Genomic DNA, 25,027 nt, shown 5'->3' with positions numbered 1-25,027 from the left:
CTTCAAACACGGTCAATCCCCACTAATGTAAAAACCTCTTTTTTCCTTTCAGCACGTTCTTTCTCGGTTTGTCGCAAATTTACAAAGTTCCCTATTTGCAACCGGGTGGCGAGAGCCGACCCGACTCACGAGGGAAGTTTGATGCCGGAGAGCCGCTGGTAGAGCTCCACCGCGAAACCATCCGTCATGCCCGAGATGTAATCGGTAACGCAGAGGAGCCGCTGGTAGGGAGAGAGACTACCTATGGCCTTGTCGCGGTCCGGCTGGTGGGCGCCGGGGCGCTGCAGGAAGTCGATGGGCAGCAGCTGGCGCAGCTTCTTCTGCTCCTTGTTGGGCGCATCCTCCATGACGGCCGAGGCGAACATGTCCAGCAGCCCGCCCAGCGTCTTGAAGCCGGCGCTCTCGATCTGGAGCACGCGCTCGCTCTCGTAGCCCTTCAGGCGGGTGATGCGCTTGATCTCCTTGAGCTGGGCCTTCACCTCCGGGCGAGCTGAGGCCAAAGACTGCTCCCAGCGGCCCTGCTCCATCTCCTCCACGGCCTCGGAGAAGACGGCCACGCACTCGTGGATGAGAGCGCCAATCGCGCCCGAGCGCAGCACGCCCAGGCGGCTCTCGAGCTGCATCTCCTGGGAGGGGCTGTAGAAGTCGCGCATCCGCCGCGCCACGCCCTCCAGCAGGGCGCAGGCCTCTTCCTTGGGGATGAGGCCCTGCATGGCCGAGTCCTCCAAGTCGATGACGGCGTAGCAGATGTCATCGGCGGCCTCGACGAGGAAGGCCAGCGGGTGGCGGGAGAACACGCCCGGCTCGCGCTCGTGCAGGCCGAGCTTGCGGAACGCCTCGTGCGCCAGCTCCTGGTCGTCCTGGAAGTACCCGAACTTCTTCTCCGAGCTGCGCCCCTCATCGGGCTTTCGGCCGGGGATGACGGAGGGGCGCGGGTACTTGCTCATGGCCCCCAGGGTGGCGACGGTGTAGCGCAGACCCCCGTTGCGCTCGCGGGACTGGAGCCGATTGAGGATGCGGAAGCCCTGGGCGTTGCCCTCGAACTGCACCAGGTCCTGCCACTGGGCCTCGGTGGCGAAGGGGCTCGGCTTCTCCCCAGGAGTGGGCGACCAGCGCACGAGATGCTGCTCGGCCCAGTGCTGGATGGCGGCCTCGCCCGAGTGGCCGAAGGGCGGGTTGCCAATATCGTGCGCCAGACAGCCGGCGGCGACGAGGGTGCCCAGGTGCGCGGGCTCTACCTCTACCAGCCCCTGGGTGCGCAGGGCCCTGCCCGCGAGCTGGCCCAGGGTGCGCCCCACGCACGAGGCCTCGATGCTGTGGGTCAGCCGCGTCCGGGGGGTGTAGTCGCTGGTGGACAGCGGGAAGACCTGCGTCTTGTCGTGCAGCCGCCGGAAGGCGCTGGAGAAGACGATGCGGTCATAGTCGCGGTCGAATTCGGTGCGCTCTTCCTGGAGTTCCCCCGGGGGGCGACTGGAGCCCAACCGATGCCCCGATAGCAGCTGCTGCCAGCGCGCTTTGCGTTCCTTGCTCATGGCCGTTGTCTCCTCCCGGTGTGGCGGGCGGCGCATCCTGCTTCGGCTGCTCTTGGGACGCCAACCTTCCCGGTGGAGCCTCAAGGGCATGGACGCGAGCAGCGCGCCTGGGCAGCCTACGCGCGCTGGAACCCATTCACCGGAGGCACTCCATGAAGCTCAAGGCGCTGTGCATCACCGTGTCCCTGCTGGCCACTCCCGGAGTGGCGCTCGCGCAGAGCCCGCTCGACCAGTTCAAGAAGGCGGCGGGGGATGCGGGCAAGGCCACGCTGGAGAAGAAGATCAACGCGAAGCTCAAGACGGAGGCGAGCAAGAACCAGTGCAGCTTCAAGTCCGGCACGGACACGCTGGAGCCCGGCTGCGATCAGAAGCTCAAGAAGCTCGTCTCCGCGCTCGTCGACGCCAAGAAGCAGCTCGATGCGGGCGGGGTGAAGAACTACAAGTTCGAGGTCTCCGGCCACACGGACTCCGTCGGCGACGCGGCGAAGAACAAGGAGCTGAGCCAGAAGCGCGCCGCCGTCATCGTCAAGGAGCTGGTGGCGCGCGGCATCTCCTCCGGGGAGATCCTCGCCGTGGGGCGCGGCTCGGAGCAGATGCTGGTCAAGCCGGATGACACCCCGGCGAAGAAGGCCAAGAACCGGCGCTACGAGATCCAGGTCCGGTTCTAACCTCGCGACTCCAGGGCGCGGATGTGCGCGGGGCGCCGCGTCACGGATCCGCGCCCGGCCAGGACGTTTGTCTCCCCTGCCCTCCGATTGCAGTCGCCTGCTCGGCTGGCCTCCGTACAATCAGGGTCATGCGCCTCCACGAGTCCGCCATCGAGCCCACCCGCCTGCACCTCTGGGGAACGCGCGCCGCGCTGGAAGTCCGGTGTCCCATGCCGGGGGTGCTGCGCCTCCGCCACGCTCCCTCCTCGGCCGGCGTCGGGTTCCTACACCCCCAGCTGACGCCCAAGCAGTCCTGGGCGGTCGTCACCGATGAGGAGCAGCCCATCCAGGTCCGCCGCGAGGGAGACACCTTCCATGTGACGGCGGAGGGCGTGGCGCTGGAGGTGGCGCGGACGAGCGGGACGTGGAGCTTCCGGGACGCCACGGGCCGGGTGCTCGCGCGCTGTGAGGCGGTGTCCGGGGAGTACGCCCCCAACATGCCGCTGAACCACTCGCGCGCGCGGCTGGCGCTGCATGCGCCCGAGGACGAGGCGTACCTCGGCTTCGGCGAGAAGGTGGGGCCGCTCAACAAGCGGGGGCAGCGCTTCAAGTTCTGGAACACGGACGTGATGCCGCACCACCCGGACACCGATCCGCTCTACATCTCCATCCCCTTCTCCATCGGCCTGCGCGAGGGCATCGCGTGGGGCTTCTTCATGGACGAGACGTGGCGCTCCGAGGTGGACGTGGCGTACACGGACGCGGAGCGGGTGCAGTGGGAGTCCTGGGGCCCGGAGCTGGACGTGTACCTCATCACCGGCCCGCACCTGGCCGACGTGGTGCGCCGCTACGTGGCGCTCACGGGACGCCCGCCGCTGCCGCCCCTGTGGAGCCTGGGCGCGCAGCAGTCCCGCTGGGGCTACGAGCACGCGGATGACATCCGCGGCGTCATCCAGGCGTACCGCTCGCGCGGGCTGCCGCTGGATGTCGTGTACCTCGATATCGACTACCTCGAGGGCTACAAGGTGTGGACGTGGGACCGCTCGCGCTTCCCGGATCCGCAGGGGCTGACGCGCGAGGCGGCCAGCGCGGGCGTGCGGCTGGTGCCCATCATCAACCCCAACGTGAAGGCCGAGCCCGGCTACGCTCCTTATGAGGAGGCCAAGGAGCAGGACTTCCTGGTGCGCGCCGACAGCGGCGATGTGCTGGTGGGCGAGGTGTGGGCCCGACCGGCGGTCTTCCCGGACTTCACGCGCGAGGAGGTGCAGCGCTGGTGGGGCGACTGGCACAAGGAGTTCCTCGAGCAGGGCATCGCCGGCATCTGGAATGACATGAACGAGCCGGCGTGCTTCTCGCTGATCGAGGCCACCGGCAGCGTGATGGCGACGGGCGGGCGGAGCGAGGAGGCCAAGCGGACGGAGGGCAAGACGCTGCCGTTCGCAGCACGCCACGGCAGGCAGCGCCACGTGGAGGTACACAACGTCTACGGCATGGCGATGACGAAGGCGGGCTACGAGGGCTTCCGCAAGCACGCCCCGCAGCGCCGGCCATTCCTGCTGACGCGCGCGGGCTACGCGGGCATGCAGCGCTACGCGGCGGCATGGACGGGGGACAACTCGAGCCACTGGGAGCACCTGGAGCTGTCCATGCCCATGCTGGTGGGGCTGGGGCTGTCGGGGGTGGCCTTCACGGGCGCGGACATCCCTGGCTTCATTGGCCAGCCGAGCGCCGAGCTCTTCACCCGCTGGACGCAGCTGGGCACCTTCTACCCGCTGATGCGCAACCACGCGGCCAAGCCCATGCCGATGCAGGAGCCATGGCGCTTCGGCGATCGGTATCTGCAGCTGGCGAAGGCGGCGCTGGAGCGGCGCTACCGGCTGCTGCCCACGCTGTACTCCCTGATGCACGAGGCGTCCGAGAGCGGCCTGCCGGTGCTGCGTCCCCTGCTGATGGTGGATCCGACGGATCCGGAAGCGATTCACGCCTTCGATGCCTTCCTCTTCGGAAGGGATCTGCTGGTGTCGCCCATCACGAAGCCGGGCCACACGAAGCGGATGGTGTACCTGCCCCGAGGCCAGTGGCTGGAGTGGCCCAACCTCGACAAGCCCCGTGCGGTGCGAGAGGGAGGCCAGCACGTCATCGTCGACGGCCCGCTGGACACGGTGCCCCTGTGGCTGCGCGCGGGAGGAGGCGTGGCGCTCACCCGGCCCGCGGCGCACACGACGACGGCGAACTGGGACTACCTCGAGTGGCACATCCACGCCGGGCCCGACGTGCGCCTGAGCCTCTATGAGGATGCGGGTGACGGGTACGGGGAGTCACGCCTCACCACCATCACCGGAGGCATGGACCGGGGGCGCTTCTGGCTGGAGCGCCGCGTTCAGGGCAACCTGGCCACTCCGCGTGAGAAGGAGACGCTGCGCATCTACGGCCTCAAGGGCGTACGCGCCATCACCGGAGCCCTGGAGCTGGGCTCCCTGGTCGATGGAGTGCTCGAGGTGCCCATGAGCGTGAAGTGGGACCGGCTCGTGGTGAGCTTCTAGCCCTCAAGGGAGGCGGCGGGAGCAAATCCCGCCGTGCTCCAGGGAGGGTCGCTCATCAGGTCTTCAGGGGATGGTGATGGTCCTCGAGGAGGGCGTCGCCCGTTGGGTTGCCCAACCTGGCCATCTCCGCCTTGGTGGCATCGCGCTCGTACTGCCAGGGGTTGCTCTCGATGTCGTTGATGTCCCCGGGACGTTGCCCCGCATCCACCCACTCGGTGTTGAAGTAGACCTTCCCGTTGAAGATGACGTGGAACCGCTCCGCCCGAGTGCTCTGTTGCCCATTCCAGGCGGCAAGCGGCTCATCGCGGCTCGACAGCTCCTGACCTCTCTGAAGCATTTCCTTGAGTGACTCCGTTCGATGCATGGGATTCCCTCCTATGCGTTCAACGGTGAGCACTCCCCGTGGAAGATGGGACGCGAGGAGGGAAAGGCTCTGGCCCGCCGGGCGCACGGCAGGCCGGCGAGCAGGGGGTTGGCGCACCGCCCGGGTGATGGTGCCAAGCTAGGGCCATGACGCCCTACGCCATCCTCGAGGAGCGTGCTCGCGCCGTCCTCCCGCGGCCTGTCTTCGACTACTACGCCGGGGGAGCCGGCGACGAGGACACGCTCGCGGCCAACGCCCGCGCCTGGAGCGCGGTGCGGCTTCGCCCCCGCGTCCTGAGAGATGTGAGCCGGGTGGACACCTCCACCACGGTGCTCGGCGCGCGCATCGCGGCGCCCGTGCTCGTGGCGCCCACCGCCTTCCACCGGCTGGCCCACCCGTCCGGAGAGCTCGCCACGGCGGAAGGCACCGCCGCCGCTGGGAGCCTGCTGGTGCTCTCCACGCGCTCCTCCACGCGAATCGAGTCCGTGGCGGCGGCGGCAGGTCCGTGGTGGTTCCAGGTCTACCTGCTTCGCGACCGCGGTCTCACGAAAGAGTTCGTGCAGCGCGCCACGGCCGCGGGAGCCCGAGCGCTCGTCCTCACGGGAGACACGCCCTATGTCGGCCGCAAGCGCCGAGACCGAGGCAGCCTGGCCATCCCGGACGAGGACTTCCGCGCCAATCTGGAGCGGCTCACGGACGTGGCGCTGGCCGAGCAGGCCGCGAACGTGACGTTCGATGACATCGGCTGGCTGCACGAGCTCTCGCGACTGCCAGTGCTGGTGAAGGGCGTACTGCGCGGAGACGACGCGGCGCGCTGCCTGGAGGCGGGCGCGGCGGGAGTGGTCGTCTCCAACCATGGAGGCCGGCAGCTCGACGGGGCGGTCGCCACGGCGGAGGCGCTCCCCGAGGTGGTCGAGGCCATCGCGGGCCGAGGCGAGGTGCTGGTGGACGGAGGCGTGCGCAGCGGCCGGGACGTGGTGCGCGCGCTCGCACTGGGAGCGCGCGCCGTCCTACTCGGAAGGTCCGTGCTCTGGGGGCTGGCCACGGAGGGCGCCGCGGGCGTCCAGCGCGTCCTCACGGAGGTCCAGGAGGACACCGCGCATGTGATGGCGCTCGCGGGAGCCTCCTCTGTCGACGAGGTCACCTCGGACCTCGTCACCCTGGGTGCGGTGTAGCGAGGCCACGAGCACCGCCTTGGTCGACTGCGCCGCATGTCCCGCGACGCCGCTGGCCTGCCAGGCGGCCACCCGTCGTCCCTGGCGGTCGGGCCTTGTGCAACACCGGATGTTTGAGGGCACACTGCCGCCATGGCGCATCCTCCCTCTGATCCGCCCTTGGAGCCGCCCCCTCGTGAGCAACGCGCGGGAGATCGGGAGGATCCACGGAGCGACGCCCCTCACCCTCCGCGCTCCCCTTTCAACATCCTGGAGGAGACGGCGTTCGAAGCGGCCCAGCCGTGGCGGCTGAGCGATGACCTGCCGCTCGGGCTCTATCTGGTGGACGCCCGCTCTGGTCGCGTCCTGTATGCCAATCCCCGCTTCTTCCAGCTCTGGCACATCGAGCCGCTGGAGGAGTCCTGCCGGCGCGGCGAAGGCCTCCATGCGACGGTGCTCCAGCACTGCCTGCCCGCCGTGGCGGACGGCGAGTCCTTCCTACGGCGGTACGCCTCCCTCGGTGACGACGTCTCTCTCGAGCCGAGGGAGGACGAGGTGGTGCTGAGCGACGGGAGGACCCTCCAGCGGTTCTGCTCGGCCATCCGGGACGCGCACGGCACCGCGGGCTGCTGGCTGAACGTGTTCAAGGACGTCACGGACCGCAAGCGCACCCAGCACGCCCTGCAGCGCACCGAGCTGAACTTCCGCAAGCTCATCGAGAGCGCGCCCGAGGGCATCTGCGTCCACCGGAACCAGCGCTACGTGTACGTCAACCCGGCGATGCTCACGTCCCTGCGCTACGAGCGGGCGAGTGACTTGATCGGCCGTCATGTCCTGGAGCTCATCCACCCGGACGACCGGGAGATGGTCACCCAGCGCGTCAAGAACATCATCGCCACGGGCCAGCCAGCGCCTCCCCAGCAGATGCGCAGCCTGCGCAGCGACGGCACCTGGTTCTACAGCGAGACCGTGGCGCTGGCCCTCGAGTTCGATGGCGAGCCGTCGGTGCTCGTGCTGGGGCGTGACATCACCGAGCGCAAGCAGGTCGAAGCCCAGCTGCTCCAGGCCGACCGGATGGTGATGATGGGCACGCTCGCCGCCGGCGTCGGTCACGAGATCAACAACCCCCTCACCTACGTGCTGAGCAACCTCGTCCTGGCCGGCGAGGAGGTGGATCAGCTCACCCAGGAGCTCGAGCAGCACGCCCCCGCCCTGGCGGCCGCGCGAGGCTGGCGCTCGCGACTGAACGAGCTGAAGGAGCTGCTCACAGAGGCGCACTCGGGCGCCGATCGGGTGCGCACCATCGTGCGGGACTTGAAGGTCCTCTCGCGCCAGGGCGAGGAGCGGCGCACCGCGGTGGACGTGCGCGAGGTGATCGAGTTCTCCATCAAGATGTCGCTCCATGAGGTGCGCTCGCGCGCGCGCCTCGTGAAGCAGTACGAGCCCGTGCCCGCCGTGTATGCCGATGGTGCGCGCCTGGGGCAGGTCTTCCTCAACCTGCTGGTGAACGCCGCTCAGGCCATTCCCGAAGGCAACGCGCAGGGGAGCGAGATCGCCGTCCGGGTGCGGCACGATGCCTCTGGCCGCGTGGCCGTGGAGGTGAGCGACACCGGCACGGGCATTGCGCCCGAGGTGCTGCCGCGCATCTTCGAGCCCTTCTACACCACCAAGCCGGTGGGCGCCGGCACGGGGCTGGGGCTGTCCATCTGCCACAGCATCGTCCGGGACATGGGCGGAGAGCTCACCGTCCGCACCGAGCTGGGACGCGGCTCCACGTTCACCGTCCTGCTGCCAGCGGTGCCCTCGGCGCCTCTCGCCAAAGCGCCCTCCCCGGCTCCTCTCGAGAAGCGCCGCGCGCACATCCTCGTCATCGATGACGAGCCGGGGGTGGGCCGGGCAGTGGCCCGGATGCTGGGCCCTCAGCACACGGCCACTGTGGTGGACAGTGGCCAGCAGGCTCTGGAGCGGCTGCTGGCTGGCGAGTCCTTCGATGCCATCTTCTGCGATCTGATGATGCCCGGGGTCTCGGGCATGGATCTGTACGAGCGCCTGGGCGAGCTGAGGCCTGAGCTCACCTCGCGCTTCATCTTCATGACGGGAGGCACCTACACTCCGCGCGCGCGCACGTTCCTGGCGACGATCCCCAACGGCTGGCTGGAAAAGCCGTTCGACGCACAGCAGCTTCTCCGACTCCTGGCCCAGACCCTCCGGGATTGATGGAAGCTCATCGAGTTCCAGCGGCGGCGGGTGTACGCAGCGCCTCGATCGTCCGGCGGATCCCCTCCTCGTAAGGCGTCTTGCGCACCTCGCCCAGCAACCCGCGCAGCGCCGAGTCGTCCATCAAGACCGGCGTGGTCTGCAGGTAGTGCATCTCCGCGAGCTCCCGCATGAAGGGCTGGAACAAGCCCAGGGCGCGCACCATCCAGGGGCCCGCGACGCGGAGCTTCGGCGGCCGGCCCGCCTCGGCGAAGATGCGCACGACGAGCGTGCGCTGCGTGGTGACACCGGCGCCCGCGAGGTTCCAGGTGCGCCCGTAGGCGCGCGGCTCGTCCGCGAGCGCGGTGACCACTGGCCCCACGTCCGGCACGAAGACGTACTCGTGCGGGGTGTCGATGGGCCCGATGAGATCGGCACGGCCCCCTTCATGCGCGGCGCGGAAGGCGAGGTGCAGGAAGCTGCGCTCGACGTTCGGCCCGTAGAAGTCCGGCAGCCGCAGGATGGTGGTCTGGAGGCGCCCCTGCTGGTGGGCCGCGAGGACGAGGTCCTCCTGCTCCTTGCGCATCTTGCCCTTGAACGTGTGGGGCTCTCTGGGGTGGTCCTCGGCCACCCGCTCCGTGCGCGGCCGCCCGAAGGGGTACACCGTCCCGATGAGCACCAGCTTGGAGACCCCCGCCGCGACCGCCCCCTCGATCGTCTGGCGCATCAGCACCGGGTGGAGGCGGAAGTCCCAATACGGTACGCCGACCAGGTAGACGAGTGTCTCCACCCCCTGCGCCGCGGCCTGCACCGAGGCGGGCTCCTCCGGGTTCCAGGTGACGATCTCCGCCAGGGGATCGCTGCCAAAGCTCGCCTCAAGCGACGCCTGGGAGCGCCCGACGACCCGGTAGGGACGGCCCTGCGACCGCAGCGCATCCGCCACACTGGAGCCAATGGCCCCCGCCGCTCCGAACAGCGCGATCTTGCCCATGGAAGCACCCTTCTCTGAACAACCGAATTGAAAGTGAACACTGTTCACTGAACGCTGTTCATTTAATGGTGGCCGTTCGGTCCGTCAAGTCGTAGCTTTCATTTCATGGGGAGCACCGAGCGCAGGCAGCGCCAGAAGGAGCAGCTTCGGGAGCAGATCCTGGAGGCCGCCCGGACCATCGTGGTCCAGGAGGGATTTGACGCGCTGTCGATGCGGAAGATCGCGGACGCGGTGGAGTACGCGCCGGCGACGCTGTACCTGCACTTCCAGAGCCGGGACGAGATCGCTCGGGAGCTGTGCGTGCGCGGGTTCCGGGAGCTGTGGAACTTCCTGGCGCCAGCAGCCCCTCTCGCCGACCCGCTGGAGCGGCTACGCGTGGTGGCCGAGGGCTACGTGCGCTTCGCGATGAGCCATCCGGAGACCTACCGGCTCATCTTCATGGAGGATCCGAAGTACACCGGCACGGTGCTTCGAGGCGGCCCGGATGACCCCGGGGAGCAGTCCTTGCTCCTGATGGTCCGGGCCTTCGAAGAGCTCCAGGAGCAGGGGCGGCTCGCCAAGGACGCGGTCCCTCGACGACTCTCGGAGGTGTTCTGGGCGGGAATGCACGGCGTGGTGAGCCTGAAGATCACCTGCTCCGACTTCCTGCAAACGCCGGCCGAGGAGATGACCACCACCCTGACCCGCGCGCTGCTCGACGGCCTGATCTCCCCCGCGACGCGTCCTCGCGCCGCCAGGCTGCGCTGAGCCTGCTCACCCGACCAGGGCGGCCGGGAGCTTGGCCTCGGGGAGCGCCTGTCCCGACTCCAACCGTTGCCTGGCGGGGATGAAGGTCATCGCCCGCTCGGCCAGCGCGGCGATGGTCAGCGACGGGTTGACGCCCGGGTTGCCCGAGACCGCCGAGCCGTCGATGACGTACAGGCCCTCGTAGCCGAACAGGCGGTGCTGGGAATCGATCGTCCCCGTCTGAGGTGAGTCTCCCATGCAGCAGCCGCCGAGGATGTGCGCCGTCGTGGGGATGCCCAGCACCGTCTCGCTGGCGAGGCTCATCGGCATGCCGTCGAGCTTGTCGGCCACCCGGCGCGCCAGCTCGGCCGCCTCGGGGATGTTGGCCGTGGGGGCGGGGCCCGTGTGCAGCGACGTGGTGACACCCTTGCGCAAGCCGGTCGTCAGCCCGCGCCCGCGCCGCATGCTCAGGTGCCCATCCAGCGTGCGCATATAAAGGAGGATCATCGACTGCTTGGACTGGTCGCGCACGGTCATGACGCGCAGCAGCTTGAGCGGGTGTCGCAAAATCACGCCGATGAGCCGCGCCAGCCGCGTCACCACCTTGTCGCCGGAGACATAGGGCGCCATGAGGGTCCGGAAGAAACCCGAGCCCGCCGAGTAGCGCACCGGCTCCAGGTGCGAGTGCGCGTCGGTATGGAGGATGGAGCCGATGGCGATGCCCTTGGACAGGTCTCGCTCGCGGTTGGGCGTCACCACGCCGATGAGGGCCTCGGAGTTGGTACGCACCTCATCGCCCAGCCGGTCCGACAGCCGGGGTAGCCCGTCCGGGCGCTCCTTGAGCTTGAGCAGCAGATCCACCGTCCCCAGCACCCCGCCGGCGAAGATGACCTGGCGCGCGGTGAAGCGCCGCTTGCGCCGGAAGAACGAAGTGCCCTCCAGCGCCTCCACCTCGTAGCCCCCTTCTGGCAGCGGACGCACCCACGTGGCCTCCGTGTCCGCGTGGATGGTGAGCCCGAGCTTCTCGGCGAAGTAGAGGTAGTTCTTGTCCAGCGTGTTCTTCGCGCCGAAGCGGCAGCCCAGCATGCAGCCGCCGCAGGAGTTGCAGCCGGTGCGCGGCGGGCCCTCGCCGTTGAAGTACGGGTCCGGCACGGTGACGCCCGGCTCCCCGAAGTAGACGGCCACGGTGGTGGGCTGGAAGTCCTCGCGGCCCATCTCCTTGCCCACCTCCTGGAGCACCTGATCCGGGTAGGTGCGCAGCGGGTTCTCCCTCGCCCCGAGCATCCGCCGCACCTCGGTGTAGTGCGGCGCCAGCTCCTGCTTCCAATCCGCGAGGCGGCACCAGGAGCCGTTCTGGAAGAAGTCATCCTTCGGGATGGGCAGGGTGTTGGCGTAGACGAGCGAGCCGCCGCCCACCCCCACGCCCGAGAGCACGGTGACGTGGCGGAAGAAGGTCATCTTGAACAGCCCGCGCCAGCCGAGCTGCGGCATCCACAGCCACCGCTTCAGGTTCCAGTTCGTCTTCGGGAACTCCTGTGGCCCGAGGCGCCGGCCCTTCTCCAGCATCACCACGCGGTAGCCCTTCTGCATCAGCCGCAGCGCGCTCACGCTGCCGCCGAACCCCGAGCCGATGATGAGGAAGTCGCAGTCCATTGCACTCTCCGCCCTGGAGCCCCGGGCCTTCACGCGTGGGGCTCTCGCTTCACTATCGCAGGCAAGGCTTTTCGGAGCAGCCCCTGCTTCCCCGGCGGGGAGCGGACCCTCCCCTGCCTCGCTCGCTCCAGGCCAGGCTCAGCGCTCGCCAGCGCGACCCAACTCATACAGATGGCCGATGGGCTCTTTGTCACTGTCCTCGCGCTTGCCAGCCCAGCTCAAGCTCAGGTGCAGCATGAGGTCGTCGGTGTTCTTCACTTTGACCTCCTCCCGGTAGGGAAGCGTGATGCGGAACTTGATGGGCGTGCCGAGCGGAGGGGGCTGGTCACCCGTGGTCTCGGTGTTGATGGCGTGCCCCTTGAAGTCGCCCAACGCGATGACATCCCGCTCCGCGATGTCCGCCCAGCTCATGACGATCTGATCGCCCAGCACCGTGGAGTCCAGGGTCAGCTCGACGTCGGTCGGGTCGCCCTCCTGGGGCAGCTCCTTGAACGTCAGGGTGATCCACACCTCCGCCGCGCCCACGTTGGCGGCGCCGGGGGTGACGTCGGAGATCTCCGCCTTGGAGCAGGCCATCAGGGCCACCACACACGCCGCCATCCATGGGTACCGCCGCACTGCTGACTTCATGAGCCTCCTGTTCGCGGCGCGGATGGTAGGGGGCCGAGGCTGAGCGCCACAAGCGGGCGCCCGCCCAGTCGAAGAGCCAGCCCCTCGGACACTTGCCCAGGGGAAGGACGACCTCAGTGTTGACAGCGTCAACTTCATGGTTTACATCGTAAACATCAGAGCGCGAGGTGTCCCGTGAACGAAGAGCTGATCTTGAAGGTGCTGAACGTCCCGGTGCTGGTGGGCTGGCTGTCGATGCTGCTGGCGCCCCGCTCCCGCTTCACCCGGTGGCTGGTGGAGAGCGATGTGCTGCCGCTAGGCATCGGCGTGCTGTACCTGGTGCTGGTCGCCCCGCACCTGCCGGGGCTGCTGCGCGAGTTCGACACGCTGGCGCACATCGGCGCCGCGCTCCAGCGCCCCGGCATGTTGCTGGCCGCGTGGATCCACTACCTCGCGTTCGACTTCCTGGTGGGCCGAGTGGTGCTCGCCGATGCCCAGCGCCGAGGCATCCCCCACCTGCTCGTCGCGCCGTGCCTGGTGCTGACCTTCATGCTCGGGCCCGTGGGCTACCTCGCCTACGCGGCCGTCCGGTTGCTGTCCCGACGCTTCCTGCCGGCCGTGGCCCCACTCCCCGCTCCCTCCCACTGATACCTTTCCCTCTCAGGAGAACCCCATGTCCACCCTGCCCGCCCCACGTGGCCTCTGGAACCGAGCCTGGGCCCTCTCGCCGGTCCTCACCGTGAGCACCGTGCTGATGCTCCTCGGCGCCGCGTTCACCACCGCCGGCCTCATCCTCGACACGCGCCAGCTGCTGGGTGAGCCCATCTGGCTCAAGCCCACGAAGTTCTACGTCTCACTGGCCATCTACAACGCCACCGTCCTCTACTTCCTCGGCTTCCTCTCCGAGCGCCGCCGGTTCGTGCGCGGAGTGGGCGCCATCCTGGCCACGTGCGGCGTGCTCGAGATGGTGGCCATCACGCTCCAGGCGGCGCGCGGGGTGCGCAGCCACTTCAACATCGCCACGCTGTTCGACAACGTCGTCTTCGCGGTCATGGGCATCGCCATCCTGGTGCTCTGGGTCACGATGATGGTGCTGGCCTACGCGCTGCTGCGCGCGAAGCTCGCGGACCGCCCGCTGGCCTCGGCGCTGCGCGTGGGCCTGGTGGTGGGGATCCTGGGCGCGGGGCTGGGCTACTTCATGACCACTCCCCGAGCGGAGCAGATCGAGAGCATGAAGGCGGGCCAGGTGGTGGAGTCGGGCTCGCACACCTTCGGTGGGAAGGACGGAGGCCCGGGCCTGCCGCTCGTCGGTTGGAGCACCACCGCGGGCGACATGCGGCCGGCGCACTTCCTGGGGCTGCACGGCATGCAGGTGCTGCCCTTCCTCGCGGTGCTGCTCGCGCGGCGGCGGAGCCGCTCCGAGTCCCTGCGCCTGGCCCTGGTCCGCGCCGCGGGCGTGGCCTACCTGGGGCTGACCCTGGCGCTCGCGGTCCAGGCGCTCCGGGGCATGCCCCTCGTCGCTTGGGATGCGGCGGGCCTCGTGAGCCTCGCCATGGTGGCGGTGGCGAGCCTGGTCACGTACGCGGCCAGCCTCGCGCGCCAGCGTGCGCCCACCATCGCCGCGGCCTGACCCGGCGATGGGCGCGGGCTTCAGTCCTTGAACTCGGCCCACACGGGCGCGTGGTCCGAGGGCTGCTTGCCCTTGCGCTCCTCGCGATCCACCTCCGACTGCACCGCCCGCTCCATCAGCGGCGCCGTGGCCAGCAGGTGATCGATGCGCAGCCCCTTGTTCTTCGGGAACCCCAGCTCCCGGTAGTCCCACCAGCTGAACTTCTGCTCGTTCGGGTGCAGCTTGCGGAACACGTCCGTGAGCCCGAACGCGCACAGCCGCTGCAGCGCGTCGCGCTCCTTCAGCGTGAAGAGCGTCTGGCCCTCCCACAGCTTCGGGTCCCACGTGTCGATGTCCTCGGGGGCCACGTTCCAGTCGCCGCACAGCACCAGCGGCTCGTCCGGCTTGTGCCGCGTGTCCAGGTAGCGCCGCAGCCGCGAGTACCACTCCAGCTTGTACTCGTACGCCGGCGAGTCCACCGCCTGCCCGTTGGGCGCGTACACGCTCACCACCCGCACCCCCTTCACCGTCGCGGCGATCACCCGGGCTTGCGCGTCCTCCACGCCGTCGGAGATGCCGCGCACCACGTCCTGGGGCTCCTCCTTCGAGAGGATGGCCACGCCGTTGTACGTCTTCTGCCCATGGATCGCCGCGTGGTAGCCCAGCTCGCGCACGGCCTCCATGGGGAAGTCCGTGTCCACGCACTTGAGCTCTTGAAGGCAGAGCGCGTCCGGCTGGTGGGTCTTCAACCAGTTCAGCAGCCGCTCCTGCCGGGCCCGAACCGAGTTCACGTTCCAGGTCACGATTTTCATCGCGCGGCACCGTCGCACGACCCTCCGGCGCCTTCCACGCTTTTCCCCCGCCCCTGTGGCTGCGGGGACACACCCTTCCCCGCTTTCGAGGGAAATCCCCCTGGCATGAGCATCGCAATGAGGGGAAGTCATGAAGACGAAGGCCCGTGCGCTCCATCCCCACCTGCTCCCCGCCCTCCTGCCCATCCTCGCGGTCCTGGGCATCGCCGGCTACGAGGGACTCCTGGCCCTGCGCCCTTCTCGGCCTACCTCGTCCGACATGGCTGCCGCGAAGGCCGTAACGTCCGCGCCGCCTTCTCTCTCTCTTCCGGTGGAATCCACTCCCGCCACGGAAGAGGGGCTGCCGCCCTCGGACGAATTGTCCCTGGCGCATGAGCACCTGAGCCGCATCAACCACCTCGCCCGCGCCCGGACCCTGGGGGAGCTGGGTGACTTCGCGGGTGCGCTCACCGAGTGCCGCCGTGCTCTCCATGACACGCCCGAGGACGAGGAGACCCTGCGGGCGCTCGCCCGCCTGGCCCAGCTCACCGAACAGCCGGAGCTCGCCGTCCACGCCTTCGAGCGACTCGGCCGCCTGCGCCCGGACGATGCCTCCCCGCTCGTCCAGCAGGCCCGCCTCCTCATCACCCTGGGCCGGTACGCCGACGCGGCTCGCGCGGGGGAAGCGGCCCTCCTGCGCGACTCCGAGGAGCCCGAGGCGTACCACGTGATTGGCCGTGCCCACCTGGCCGCGGGCAACCTCCCCGAGGCCCTGCCGCGCCTGGAGCAGGCCGTCCACCTGGCGCCGGAGCATGGCCATGCGCTCAACAACCTGGGCCTCGCCTACCTGCGCTCCAGCCAGGACGCGAAGGCCGCAGAGGTGCTCGCCCGCGCCGCCGCCCGGCTGCCGCACGTGGCCTACGTCCACAACAACCTGGGGGTCGCCTACGAGCGGCTCGGCCGCGCCGAGGAGGCCCAGGCCGCCTATGCCGCCGCCACCCGGCTCTCTCCCCGCTACGTCAAGGCGCGCCTCAACGGGGACCGGGTGAACAAGGTGGCCCGCCTCGACGTCCCCCCTCCTGGGCCTCGGGACGGCCTGGCCCCGGGGCAGCCTTCCGAGGACACGGGCCCATGAGGCCCGCTTGTGGGCGCCGGCCCGGGCAGGTTCCCGTTCCGCGCCCATCGGTTTAACGTGCGCTGCCCTTCACCGCGCCCCATGACTCCGGCCCGAGCGATGAACACACCCCCTGAAGCCCCCTCCACCCCCGAGCTGCCCCCGGCCCCGCCGCCGCCTCCCGCGCGTCCGGGCCTCGGCGCCCGCATCTGGAAGTGGACGAAGCGGCTGCTGGTCGTCTCGCTGGTGCTCGTGCTGCTGGCCTTCGCGACGGGCACCGGCGTCTACTTCTACTTCAGCCGGGACCTGCCCTCGGTGGAGGCCCTGCGCAACTACCGGCCGCCCCAGGTGACGAAGGTGACGTGCGCGGACGGCTCGCTGTGCGCCGAGTTCTACCTGGAGCGCCGCACCCTGGTGAACATCGAGGAGTTGCCCAAGCACGTGCGCGACGCGTTCCTCGCCGCCGAGGACGCGGACTTCTACAAGCACGAGGGCCTGGACTTCTTCGGCATCACCCGCGCGGCCATCAAGAACCTCATCCCCGGCAGCCGCAAGTCCGGCGCCTCGACGATTACGCAGCAGGTGGTGAAGAACCTGCTGCTCACGCCCGAGCGCAGCCTGGCGCGCAAGATCCGCGAGTGGATCCTCACCCCGCGCGTGGAAGAGGCGCTCACCAAGGATCAGATCCTCAACCTCTACATCAACCAGATCTACTACGGGCAGCGCCGCTACGGGCTGGAGGAGGCGGCGCTCTACTACTTCGGCAAGCACGCCAAGGACCTGAGCATCGGCGAGGCGGCGGTGCTCGGAGGCACGCCGCAGTCTCCGCACCGCATCAACCCGGAGACGAACATCGTGCGCGCCAAGTCCCGCCAGCGCTACGTGCTGGGACAGCTCGCGCAGCACGGCTTCCTGCCCAAGGAGGTGGTGGACGCGGAGATGGACAAGCCCATCGTCCTGGCACCCCGGCCGCCGCCCCCGGTGGGCGCGTACTACGCCGAGGAGATCCGCCGCACGCTCATCGAGCGCTACGGGGAGAAGGCGGTGCTGGAGGGCGGCCTGCGCGTGGAGATCGCCATGATGCCCAAGCTGCAGGGGGCGGCCGAGGACTCGGTGCGCAACGGCCTGGAGGCGGTGGACCGGCGCCAGGGCTACCGCGGTCCGCTGGGCACGATGGAGGCCGAGCGCTTCGAGCGCTTCAAGGGGCTCATCGCCCACCGCATCGAGGAGGCGGGCCGCCGGCAGAAGGAGGCCGAGCACGTGGCGGACCTGGCGCCGCTGGCCACGGCTGCTCCGGAGCCGGAGAAGACCCCCGACGAGGGCGTCGAGGAGCAGCGGCCGGAGCTCACCCCCGAGGGCGAAGCGCCCCCTTCCGCGGAGGAGACCCTGGCGCGCTCCGTTCCCCTGCGCCCGCTGAAGGAAGGCCTGCGCCTCAGCGGCTACGTCACCTCGGTGGATGACAAGAAGGGCACCGCGAAGATCGACCTCGTGGGCCGCACCGCCGAGGTGTCGTTCGCCACGGTGAAGTGGGCCCGCCAGAAGGGCAAGGGCGCACCGTCGAGCATCTCGAGCGTGTTCCAGGTGGGAGAGCTGGTGCGCGTGCGCATCCTCAAGGCGCTGCCCGCTCCCGCCAACGTGGAGGCCACGCTCGATCAGATCCCCGAGGTGCAGGGAGGGCTCGTGGTCATCAACCCCGCCAACCGGTACGTGGTGGCCATGGTGGGCGGCTATGACTTCGAGCGCTCCTCCTTCAACCGCGCCACGCAGGCCAAGCGGCAGCCGGGCTCGTCCTTCAAGCCCTTCCTCTACGCCGCGGCGCTGGGCAGTGGGCGCTTCACGCCGCTGAGCACGGTGAACGACGCGCCCGAGGCCATCCGCGACCCGTACACGGGCAAGCAGTGGAAGCCGAAGAACTATGATGGGCGCTTCGACGGTCCGATGACGCTGCGCCAGGCGCTCACCAAGTCCAAGAACACCGTGTCCGTGCGCCTCATCGAGGCCATCACCCCTGCCACGGCCATCGACTACGCGCGGCGGGCGGGCATCCATTCGGCGCTGCCGGAGAACCTCACGCTGGCGCTAGGCACTGGCGAGGTGACGATGCTGGAGGCCGTCAACGCGTACGCCACCATGCAGGCCAATGGCCGCTACGCGGAGCCGCTGCTGGTGCTGCGCGTCCGGGACACCAAGGGCACGGTGCTGGAGGAGCACGCGCCCGCCTTCGAGGAGACGCTGCCTCCGGCGGTGGCCTACCTCACCACGACGCTGATGCGCAGCGTGGTGGAGGAGGGCACAGCCACGGCGGTGCGCGAGCTGAACCGCCCCGCCGCCGGCAAGACGGGCACCACCAACGAGTCGAAGGACACCTGGTTCTCCGGCTACACCATGGAGTTCGTCGCCAGCGCCTGGGTGGGCTTCGACGACAACTCGCCCCTGGGCAGCACGGAGACGGGTGGCCGCGCCGCCCTGCCCATCTGGCTGGACTTCATGCGCGTGGCGCACCAGGGCCTGCCGGCGCGCGAGTTCGAGGTGCCGCCCGGCATCGTCACCGTGCGCATCGACCCTTCCACCGGCCTGCTCGCGGGCAACTCGGTGCCCGGCCGGCTCGAACCCTTCCTCGAGGGCACCCAGCCCACCGAAGAGGCCCCGCCTCCCGGCCAGGTGGATACCAGCGAGTTCTTCCTCGAGGACGGCAAACGGGGAGGCTTGTGAGCCACGCTCTCGCCACGCTGCTGTTGTCCACTCTCGCCGCCGCTCCGACCACCCCTGCTCCGGGCGCGCCACCCTCCGTGGTGCGGCTGGCCCAGTTGGTGGCCGAGGACGTGCGGGCCCACAAACCGGAAGCCCCCATCGCCCTGCACCTGAGCAGCACTTCTCCCGAGCTGCGGCGCGCGGTGAGCACGATGCTGGCCGCTCAGCTCTCCACCGAGGAGCAGGGCCCCGTCGTCCTGGAGGCCCCCTCTCCTGAAGCCGCCGAGCAGGTGGCCCGGGAGCAGGGCGCGCGTTCCCTGGTGCGCCTGACGATCTCCGTGAGCGACGGACAGCTCCGCGCGAACGGAGACCTGCTGGGAACGTGGGTGAACTTCTGGGCCGGCCGCACGCCCAGCCGCCCACCCGAACCAGCCATGGCCGTGGTCCGAGCGGTGGAGGCGGACGCCGGAGCGCTGGCCCTCGCCGCCATCTCGCCGCAGTCGATCGCCACTTCGCCCCTGCCCACCACGAGTGGGCCTCGGCCGGTGCGGTTGATGGGCGCGGTGCTGGTCCGCCTGGAAGGGCCTCCCGCCGGCCTCGCCGCCGGAGACCTCGATGGCGATGGCAAGGACGAGGTGGCCGTCCTCACCGAGCGGGCCGTGTCCGTCTTCGGGGGCGACGGGCGGCTGCTCGCGCGCCGGGAGCTGGAGGGCCTGCCGTTGAACTCCTCACCGCCCCGCGAGCCCTTTGGCGTGGTGGCCATCATTCCCCAGCCCGCGCGGCTGGCGGCCTGGTCCACCCGCTACGCGCACGGCGAGGTGCTCGTATTCGACCGGGCCAAGAGCGCGCTGCGCCCCATCGGCCCGCTGGACACCGCCCCGCTGGGCGCCACCGAGCGCGCCACCTTCACCGCGGGCCAGACGACCTTCACTCCCGAGGTGCGGCTCAGCGAGGGCCGGGTGCTCACCGTGCCCGCGCCCTTCACCGCCTCGAGCATCGCCCCGCCGCGCATGCTCTTCGTCCACCTGGACGGCAGCGCCTCCCTGTATCAGCGCGCCACCACCCCGCCCATCCGCATGCAGGGGCTCGGAGCAGGCAGCGCGCTCGGAGATCTGGACGGGGACGAGACGCCAGAGCTGATCACCACCGCGCCGCAGATCTACCCCTCGCCGGACTCGGTGCGCGTCTACGCCCTCACCGGCGACGACCCGACCGCGCACAGCCCCCTGTGGCAGAGCACCCTGCCCGCGGGCCGCGCGCTGCACATCGTCACTGCCGATCTGGACCAGGACAAGCAGCGCGAGGTGCTCGTGGGTGTCTGGCACATCGACGGCACCGGTGAAGTCTTCCTCATGCGCCAGGGTGCGCCATGACGCTCCGCCCCGCTCTCGCAACCCTCCTCCTGCTCGGCGCCATGCCTGCCCTCGCCGCCGGCCGTGTGCCCTATGGCGGCGAGCTGCGCGTGGCCCACACGGGCACCTCGGGTGACCTGGGCGACCCCACGCTCGCGGACACCCCGGTGGACGCCACCCTGTTCGGCCTGCTGTCCCGCCCCGTCTGCCGCATGGATGTCAGCGGCGCGTTCCAGCCCGCCGTCGCCCGCGAGGTGACGCGCTCCACGGCCCAGACGGTGCGCCTCAACCTGCCCTCGCTCGTGCTGGCCAACACCCTGGCCCGCGCGTGGACGCGCCTGTCCAACCCCAAGGACGCCTCGCCCTACCGCGCGCTGCTCTTTCCCGTGCAGGCCGAGGGGCGGCAGCTCTCCGCCAACGGCACCGCGCTGGAGCTGCCCCTGTCCTTCCCGTGGCCGGATTTGGAGCGCTCGCTGTGCCACCCGGCGCTCGCGCTGCCGCTGACCACCGTGGCGCCCTCGCTGGGCCCGTTCGCCGCCACCGCGAGCAAGGGCGTGCTGGAGGCTCGGCTCGGCTACCCCGAGGGCCGCCCCTACCTGGACCGGCTGATGCTCACCCCGACGGATGAGCGCGGCCTGTCGCGGCTCTGGTCCTCCCGGCAGGTGCAGTTGGCGCTGGGCTCGCTGCCCGAGGCGGGTGTCCTCACCGGCCCGGCGCTCCACGCCACGTACCTGGCCTTCTCGCCGCGCCGCGTCCCCACCGACTTCCGGCAGGCCTTCGAGAGCGCCATCGATCGCGAGGATCTCACCCGCCTCTTCGTGCGCGCGCCCGCCGTGGCCATGCCGCACCTCCTGCCCCCCGCGCTGTTGACCCAGGCGCCCCGGCCTCGCCCGGGTGCTCCCGGCTCGGGCGGGATGAAGACGGTGACGCTGCTCTACGACGCCAGCCTCGAGGACCAACGCGCGGTGGCCGAACGCATCCAGGTGAAGCTCCACGACCGTGGCTACAAGGTCGCGCTGGAGCCGCTGTCGCGCGCCACGCTGCGCGCCCGCTGGGCCAAGGGGGACTTCGAGCTGATGCTGCACTCGCTGCTCCTGCCGCCCCTGCCCGGCCCGGCGCTCGCCGTGGTGCTGGACGCGGCCGGGCGCAAGGATCTGCTCGGCGTGGAGCTGCCCCTCATCGGCTCCGTGGCGGACCCCGCCGCCCGGGACACCAAGGCCCGTGAGCGGGCGCTGGCGATCGCCCCCTCGGTGCCGATCATCCCTCTCTACGCCCAGGGCCTGGGCGTGCGCGTGGCACCCGAGGTGGGCGGGCTGGTGATGGATGCCCAGGGGCTGCCCATGCTCGACGGCGCCTACCTCCTGCCTGCCGAACAGTCCCCGGCGGCGGGGACGCGCCGGTGAGGAGCCCGTCATGCGACTGAGGACCCGGCTCGCGCTCGCCTTCGCCCTGCTGGCGCTGGTGCCGCTGGCGGTGGTGGTGCCGCTGACCATGAGCCGCCTGCGCAGCACCCTCTCGCGCGAGCTGGACACGCGCATGGAGGGAGCCACCACCTCCGCCCAGGAGTCGCTGGAGCGCTCCGCCGAGCGGGCCCGACGCGCGGTGGAGGAGCTCGTCGAGAGCACCGCCATGGAGGATCTGGCTCGGGACGCACACGAGCGCCCTACCCGCGCCATCCAATCCGACACGGCCGAGGGGCTGATGCGCAGCCGAGGCCTGACGGTGCTCAGCCTCTTCGACCGCCAGGGCACCACGCTGTCCTCGGGCCACCTGCCCGCGCGGCGCGGAGACCCGGATCCCGCCCTGTTCGCCGTCACCCAGCAGAAGTCCCCCAAGCCCGTCCCGGTGCGCGTGAGCGTGCGCTCGGACGAGGGGCTGCGCGAGGTGCCCGCGCTCGTCACCGCCCGCCCGGTGGACTACGGCGATCTGCGGCTGTGGGCCGTGGGCGGGGTGCTGCTGGACGAGGGACTTGCCCAACACCTCTCCCGACTCACCCAGGCCGAGGTGTCCCTGCGCTCCGGAGACAGGGTGGTGGCCCGAGCCGGCGGCGCCGCGCCGCCCACGGTGGAGCGCGTGCTGCCCCTGGGGGACGCGGCGGCGGTACACCTGGTGTTCAGCCGCGCGGCGGTGCTGGAGGCCGAGCAGGGCGTCACCACCGCCTTCCTCTTGCTGGCCGGCTCGGGGCTGGGCTTCGCGGGGCTGCTGGGGCTGCTCATGGCCCGCCGGATTACGCGCCCGGTGGAGGCGCTCACCGAGGGCGCCCGCCGCGTGGCCGAAGGCGCTCGGGACGTGCAGGTGACGGCCCAGGCCAGCGGCGAGGTGGGCGAGCTGGTGCGCGCCTTCAACCACATGACCTCCGAGCTGCGCTCCACCACCGAGCGCCTGGTGGCCAGCGAGCGCATCGCCGCGTGGCAGGAGGTGGCCCGGCGGCTGGCGCATGAAATCAAGAACCCGCTCACGCCCATCCAGATGTCGCTGGAGACGCTGCTGGCGGCGCAGAGCGCCCAGGACGCGCGCTTCCCCACCCTCTTCCGAGACAGCGCCGCGGTGGTGCTGGAGGAGGTGGACCGGCTGCGGCGCATCGTCGACGAGTTCAGCCGCTTCGCCCGGCTGCCCAAGCCGCAGTTGGCGCCCGTGGACCTGGGCGAGCTGGCGCAGAGTGTGTTGTCCCTCTACGCCACGCCGCCCCCGGGCATCACCCTGCTGCCCACGCTGCAGACGGGCGTGGTGGCGCGCGCGGACCGCGATCAGCTCACCCAGGTGCTCGTCAACCTGGTGAAGAACGCGGAAGAGGCCATGAAGGACAAGGGCGGCAGCGTGCGCGTGCGCGTGAAGGGCACGGAGACCGACGCCATCGTGGAGGTGGAGGACACCGGCCCGGGCATCCCTCCCGAGCACCGCGCCCGCATCTTCGAGCCCTACTTCACCACCAAGGAGGGCGGCACGGGGCTGGGGCTGGCGATCGCCTCGCGGATCCTCCAGGAGCACGGCGGCAAGCTGGAGGTCGGCGGCGAGCCCGGAGAGGGCGCGCGCTTCAGCCTGGTGCTGCCGCGCGCGCTCTGAGTCCGGCGCCGCGTCAGTCCTTGACGGGCGTGGCCTTGAGGGCGGCCTTGCCCTCCTTCACGTACACCTGGAAGCGCACCGTGCGGCAGGTGTACTTCGACATGAGCTGCTCCTTGTTCTTGCGCAGCTTCTGAACGAACTTGTCGTAGGTGAGCCCGTCGGACGGCTCCAGGCAGCGCTCGCGGGTGAGGACGAACTCCCGGAACACTTCCTGGAAGTGGTAGTCCTCCTCCGAGAAGGCCTCCTCGGTGTTGCCCATGAAGGCCTGGTAGGCCGAGCCCGGCAGCGGGATGGCCTGGGCCTCGGGCGTGTTCCACGGCACGGGAGCGACGGAGGGAGCGTGCGGCGGCGGCGTCGCGGGACGCGGGGGCGCCACGGGCATCTCCTGCGTCACGGGGCGGACGGAGGCCTGGAGCAGCTCGCGCGGGATGGCCGCCACGCGCGTCGTCTCCGGGTTGTCGTCCATCGCGCTCGCGGCGGCGTACGGATCGGCCGCCTGCTGGAGCGAATACGCCGCCGTGGGGATCTCCTCGAAGGCGAACGCCCCGGCGCGAGGCGAAGCCGTGGCCACGGGAGGCGGCAGCGCATCCGGAGGAGGCGGCAGTGCATCGGCATCGAAGGGCACCGGCGCCGGACCGAACGCGTGCGCCTGGGGGTGCGCCTGCGGCTCCGGCGGCGGCGGGAACGCGAAGGGATCCGCGGCGGGAGGCGGTGGCTCGGCGGCGTAAGCGTCCGGGTAGGCCTGCGGCGGCGGGCCGAAGGGGAACTCACCCGAGGCCGAGGGAGCCGGCTCGGCATACGGCGTGGCGCCGGTCAGTTCGAGCCCGGGGTGGGTCACGGGCGGCGCCTCGGGAAGGGCCTCGACGATGGGGGCCTGCTCCTGCGGGGGCATGGCATGCATCGCGTTGCCCAGGCCCAGCGTGTCTCCGCCCTGCCGCACCTCCTCGGGAGCGGAGGCGGCGCGCTTGCCAGCGCCCATGATGACCGTCCACAGCAGGCTCACGCCGAGCAGGCCCGCGAGCCCGAAGAGCGCGTTGCGCTGGTAGTCCGCCAGGGTGACCATCAACCGAGGGCTGATCAGGGCGATCACCTCGTAGGGCGTGCCCTCCAGCGCGCGGCGCGAGCCCACCAGCAGCGGGGCCTGGCCACCGAGGAAGTCCTTGCCCGTGGTGAGCACCGGCAGCTTCACCGGGCCCAGGGCGGAGACCTGACCCCGCTTGACGACCTGGGCCGGCTCGCCCTCCTTGAGCGAGCTTCGCACGCCCTCGATGAGCCCCTTCTGGGGACCACCGCTGGCCACTACCGTCTGGTCCTTCACCAGCTCGAGCGCGGGAACACCCGAGGCCACGGCCGCGCCGTCCAGAGCACCCTCGGGCAGCAGCGGCACGCCCACCACCAGCGTCGCGGCGAGCTGCACCTCGAGACGCTCGGCGCCGGGGATGCGCACGAACTTCCACACCAGCGGCACGGTGGCGAACGCATGCGGAGCACCGAAGGCCTCCACCACGGAGGGCGCATCGGCCTGGGTCAGCGCCTTCACATCCAGCGCGGCCGTGTCCGCGGACGGCTCACCGCCAGCGCGCGCGTGCCAGGCGCCCGACTCGGTCGCCACGCCGATCACCACGCCCTGCAAGTCCTTGGGCAGCGCGGCCTCGGCGGCGGCGCGCAGGGCAGCGAAGCGCTCGGCGGCCGGCGCCTCGGGGCCCGTCATCTCTTGAGCGGCGGAGACCAGCTCGGCATTGCCCGCCAGCTTCAGCCCCAGGGCGCGGGCGATGCCACGGCGCGCCTCCAGGGTGCGCACCACCTCGGCGGTGCCTGCCCCGACCTGCGCCTGCGCGTCCTTGATCGCCTGCGCCTCCATCGGCCCCGAGAGCACGAAGAGGTGAGCCAGGCCCAGCCCGATGGCCAGGAATGCGAAAATGAGGAACTTGACGCGAACCATCGCCGTCCTTTAGCCCCGGGAAGAGAGGTTGTCGCTTATAGCGTCCACCG

Annotated in this window: 19 protein-coding genes; 12 read left to right on the top strand and 7 right to left on the bottom strand. The window is 70.4% G+C overall.

Going from position 1 to position 25,027, the window contains the following annotated elements; all coding sequences use genetic code 11:
- Positions 1-125 precede the first annotated feature (125 nt).
- Positions 126-1,532: a dGTP triphosphohydrolase gene (gene dgt, locus SYV04_RS29365; RefSeq protein WP_321549257.1), complete on the bottom strand. Its 1,407-nt coding sequence runs from the start codon at positions 1,530-1,532 to the stop codon at positions 126-128.
- Positions 1,533-1,684: 152 nt separating this feature from the next.
- On the opposite strand from dgt, the gene SYV04_RS29360 reads away from it, so the two are divergent.
- Both SYV04_RS29360 and SYV04_RS29355 read left to right on the top strand, forming a co-directional pair.
- Complete coding sequence (locus SYV04_RS29360) at positions 1,685-2,200, top strand: OmpA family protein (protein ID WP_321549256.1); 516 nt, start codon at positions 1,685-1,687, stop codon at positions 2,198-2,200.
- A gap of 128 nt (positions 2,201-2,328) precedes the next feature.
- Positions 2,329-4,722 (top strand): glycoside hydrolase family 31 protein, encoded by a 2,394-nt coding sequence (locus SYV04_RS29355; RefSeq protein WP_321549255.1) that lies wholly within the window; start codon positions 2,329-2,331, stop codon positions 4,720-4,722.
- Positions 4,723-4,777: 55 nt separating this feature from the next.
- Here the strand turns inward: SYV04_RS29355 and SYV04_RS29350 are convergent, their stop codons facing one another.
- The gene (locus tag SYV04_RS29350) at positions 4,778-5,059 is read right to left on the bottom strand and encodes a hypothetical protein (RefSeq protein WP_321549254.1); all 282 of its coding nucleotides are present in this window, start codon (positions 5,057-5,059) and stop codon (positions 4,778-4,780) included.
- 173 nt (positions 5,060-5,232) lie between these two features.
- Here SYV04_RS29350 and SYV04_RS29345 point away from each other — a divergent pair, with 173 nt between their 5' ends.
- Together SYV04_RS29345 and SYV04_RS29340 are read left to right on the top strand one after the other, a co-directional pair.
- Entirely contained in the window at positions 5,233-6,261 is a 1,029-nt protein-coding gene (locus SYV04_RS29345; RefSeq protein ID WP_321549253.1) for an alpha-hydroxy acid oxidase, read from the top strand.
- 132 nt (positions 6,262-6,393) lie between these two features.
- Complete coding sequence (locus SYV04_RS29340) at positions 6,394-8,457, top strand: hybrid sensor histidine kinase/response regulator (RefSeq protein ID WP_321549252.1); 2,064 nt, start codon at positions 6,394-6,396, stop codon at positions 8,455-8,457.
- Between the two features lie 7 nt (positions 8,458-8,464).
- On the opposite strand, the gene SYV04_RS29335 is transcribed toward SYV04_RS29340, so the two are convergent.
- Positions 8,465-9,427 carry an NAD-dependent epimerase/dehydratase family protein gene (locus SYV04_RS29335; protein WP_321549251.1) on the bottom strand — a complete coding sequence of 321 codons (963 nt, stop codon included), beginning with the start codon at positions 9,425-9,427 and terminating at the stop codon, positions 8,465-8,467.
- 105 nt (positions 9,428-9,532) lie between these two features.
- On the opposite strand from SYV04_RS29335, the gene SYV04_RS29330 reads away from it, so the two are divergent.
- A complete protein-coding gene (locus SYV04_RS29330) occupies positions 9,533-10,174 on the top strand; it encodes a TetR/AcrR family transcriptional regulator (RefSeq protein WP_321549250.1) in 642 nt (213 codons plus the stop codon).
- 6 nt (positions 10,175-10,180) lie between these two features.
- Here the strand turns inward: SYV04_RS29330 and SYV04_RS29325 are convergent, their stop codons facing one another.
- Together SYV04_RS29325 and SYV04_RS29320 are read right to left on the bottom strand one after the other, a co-directional pair.
- On the bottom strand, positions 10,181-11,806 hold the full coding sequence (locus tag SYV04_RS29325) for a GMC family oxidoreductase (protein ID WP_321549249.1): 1,626 nt from the start codon (positions 11,804-11,806) through the stop codon (positions 10,181-10,183).
- Between the two features lie 138 nt (positions 11,807-11,944).
- Positions 11,945-12,436 (bottom strand): hypothetical protein, encoded by a 492-nt coding sequence (locus SYV04_RS29320; RefSeq protein ID WP_321549248.1) that lies wholly within the window; start codon positions 12,434-12,436, stop codon positions 11,945-11,947.
- A gap of 174 nt (positions 12,437-12,610) precedes the next feature.
- Between SYV04_RS29320 and SYV04_RS29315 the strand changes: the two genes are divergently transcribed.
- Complete coding sequence (locus SYV04_RS29315; protein WP_321549247.1) at positions 12,611-13,063, top strand: ABA4-like family protein; 453 nt, start codon at positions 12,611-12,613, stop codon at positions 13,061-13,063.
- 25 nt (positions 13,064-13,088) lie between these two features.
- Positions 13,089-14,045, top strand: a complete 957-nt coding sequence (locus SYV04_RS29310; protein WP_321549246.1) for a hypothetical protein — start codon at positions 13,089-13,091, stop codon at positions 14,043-14,045.
- Positions 14,046-14,065: 20 nt separating this feature from the next.
- Here the strand turns inward: SYV04_RS29310 and xth are convergent, their stop codons facing one another.
- Entirely contained in the window at positions 14,066-14,836 is a 771-nt protein-coding gene (gene xth, locus SYV04_RS29305; protein WP_321549245.1) for an exodeoxyribonuclease III, read from the bottom strand.
- A 130-nt stretch (positions 14,837-14,966) separates the two neighbouring features.
- Between xth and SYV04_RS29300 the strand changes: the two genes are divergently transcribed.
- From SYV04_RS29300 to SYV04_RS29280, 5 genes are all read left to right on the top strand, one after another.
- Entirely contained in the window at positions 14,967-15,950 is a 984-nt protein-coding gene (locus SYV04_RS29300; protein WP_321549244.1) for a tetratricopeptide repeat protein, read from the top strand.
- Between the two features lie 99 nt (positions 15,951-16,049).
- Positions 16,050-18,641 carry a penicillin-binding protein 1A gene (locus SYV04_RS29295; protein WP_321549243.1) on the top strand — a complete coding sequence of 864 codons (2,592 nt, stop codon included), beginning with the start codon at positions 16,050-16,052 and terminating at the stop codon, positions 18,639-18,641.
- Positions 18,638-19,993 (top strand): VCBS repeat-containing protein, encoded by a 1,356-nt coding sequence (locus tag SYV04_RS29290; RefSeq protein WP_321549242.1) that lies wholly within the window; start codon positions 18,638-18,640, stop codon positions 19,991-19,993. The genes SYV04_RS29295 and SYV04_RS29290 overlap by 4 nt, the downstream gene beginning before the upstream one ends.
- Entirely contained in the window at positions 19,990-21,375 is a 1,386-nt protein-coding gene (locus SYV04_RS29285; protein WP_321549241.1) for a peptide ABC transporter substrate-binding protein, read from the top strand. The genes SYV04_RS29290 and SYV04_RS29285 overlap by 4 nt, the downstream gene beginning before the upstream one ends.
- A 10-nt stretch (positions 21,376-21,385) precedes the next feature.
- A complete protein-coding gene (locus SYV04_RS29280) occupies positions 21,386-23,035 on the top strand; it encodes an ATP-binding protein (RefSeq protein WP_321549240.1) in 1,650 nt (549 codons plus the stop codon).
- A 13-nt stretch (positions 23,036-23,048) separates the two neighbouring features.
- Here SYV04_RS29280 and SYV04_RS29275 read toward each other — a convergent pair whose 3' ends face one another.
- Positions 23,049-24,977, bottom strand: coding sequence for an MXAN_5187 family protein (locus SYV04_RS29275; protein ID WP_321549239.1), 1,929 nt, complete (start codon positions 24,975-24,977; stop codon positions 23,049-23,051).
- Positions 24,978-25,027 lie beyond the last annotated feature (50 nt).

The organism is Hyalangium ruber (assembly GCF_034259325.1).
GTDB lineage: Bacteria > Myxococcota > Myxococcia > Myxococcales > Myxococcaceae > Hyalangium_A > Hyalangium_A rubrum.
This window is presented reverse-complemented; position numbering and strand designations above follow the sequence as displayed.